This window comes from Polaromonas sp., from assembly GCF_041689105.1.
Lineage (GTDB): Bacteria > Pseudomonadota > Gammaproteobacteria > Burkholderiales > Burkholderiaceae_C > Polaromonas.
Genome location: NZ_JBDNGU010000222.1, coordinates 1 through 1,777, shown reverse-complemented (window position 1 = coordinate 1,777; position 1,777 = coordinate 1). Strand labels below are relative to the sequence as shown.

The following is a 1,777-nucleotide window of genomic DNA, read 5'->3' as shown; positions in this document are numbered from 1 at the left end:
CCTTTTTTGTACAACCTCACGACTTGCTTGCGACGCTCGTGAAGTTGCTCCAGTGTTTGCTTTCTTGCGCTTTCTTTTTCCATCAAGCTTCGACACGAAAAATCGAAGAAAGTTCAGACTTTATGGGGCCTTATCTATAGTAAATAGTTCATATGGCCAGAGTATTGATCATTGAAGACAACGCGGCAAACATGAAGCTGGCCGTGCTTCTGCTGCAGAACGCCGGCCATGCCGTGATGTGCGCGACCGATGCGGAAACCGGCTTGACAATCGCGCGGGCCGACCAGCCTGACCTGATCCTGATGGATATCCAGCTACCCGACATGGACGGCTTGGCGGCGACAGCGTTGTTAAAGCAAGATCCGGTCACCGCCGCCATTCCCGTCATTGCGCTGACCGCGATGGCGATGAAAGCGGACCAGGAAAAGAGCCAGATAGCCGGCTGCGAGGCGTATATCGCCAAACCGCTGCGCTACCAGGAATTGTATGCAGCGATCAACACCCTCTTGATCAAGGCGAAGCCGCAAGCGGCCAGTGAAGCAAACCCCATTGGTCCGGCGTCATGACCAGCACCATGGCGACCAGCCCCCCACCCCACCCCGCGACGATCCTCATCGTCGATGACGAAATCCATAGCTGCAGGCTGCTCGACGTGCTGCTCCGGCACGAAGGTTATCTGATGCAGAGCGCCGCCAGTGGCGAAGATGCACTGGCCTTGATTGCGCAGCGCGCGCCTGATTTGATTTTGCTCGACATCATGATGCCGGACATGGACGGCTATGAGGTGGCCAGCATCCTCAAAGTCAACCCCGCCACCTCGAATATTCCGATCATCATGGTGACAGCGCTCACCGACCGCAGCGCACGCCTGGCGGGCCTCGATGCCGGGGCGGAAGAGTTCCTGACGAAACCCATCGATCCGACCGAGTTGTCGTTGAGAGTGCGTAATTTGTTGCGTTTGAAAGAATTTGGCGATTTTCTCCAGAACCATGGTCGCATCCTCGAAGAACAGGTGCAGGCGCGCACCGCGCAGCTGCAGACGGCCAACCAGGAGTTGGAGGCGTTTTCGTACTCGGTCTCCCACGATCTGCGCACGCCTCTGAGCACCATTGCCGGATTCAGCGGCTTGCTCGACAAGGAAGCCGATGCCGGCAAGGCGAGCGAGCGAAGCAAGCACTACATTGCACGCATCCGCGCCGGGGTGCTGCAGATGAGCGAATTGATCGACTCCTTGCTGTCATTGGCCCAGGTCTCGCGGACCAGCTTGCGCTGGGAGAACGTCGATCTAAGCGTTCTGGCCAAAACGATACTGAGCGGTTATCAGGAGCGCGAGCCCGGCCGGGTGGTGCAGCTGGATACTCAGCCGGAGCTGTTGGTTCAGGGTGATCCAAGCCTGCTGCGGGATGTCCTTGACAATCTGCTGGGCAATGCCTGGAAGTTCAGCAGCCAGCAGCCGCTAACCCGTATTACTTTCAGGCGAGAGAGCGGCCCGGACGGAGAGTCCGTGTATTGCGTACAGGACAAGGGCGCTGGCTTTGACATGGCTTATTCGGACAAGTTGTTTGGCGCGTTCCAGCGGCTACACACCGCCGCCGAATTTTCTGGCACTGGCATCGGCCTGGCAGCAGTGCACCGCATCGTCACGCGGCATGGCGGGCGCATCTGGGCAGACTCTGCGCCGGGTCAAGGTGCAACGTTTTACTTCACGCTGGGCACGCAGCAAGACTGAGCGCTGTGCGGCGCCGCCAGGCTTCGCCTCAATGCAAGACCCAGTTGG

General features: G+C 58.6%; 2 protein-coding genes. Both read left to right on the top strand.

The genetic code is table 11. From position 1 onward, the window contains the following. Positions 1-164: 164 nt before the first annotated feature. Positions 165-566, top strand: coding sequence for a response regulator (locus ACESMT_RS21045; RefSeq protein WP_372828538.1), 402 nt, complete (start codon positions 165-167; stop codon positions 564-566). Beyond that, positions 563-1,729: a response regulator gene (locus ACESMT_RS21040; protein WP_372828537.1), complete on the top strand. Its 1,167-nt coding sequence runs from the start codon at positions 563-565 to the stop codon at positions 1,727-1,729. Before ACESMT_RS21045 ends, ACESMT_RS21040 begins: the two co-directional genes overlap by 4 nt. The last annotated feature ends 48 nt before the right edge of the window (positions 1,730-1,777 follow it).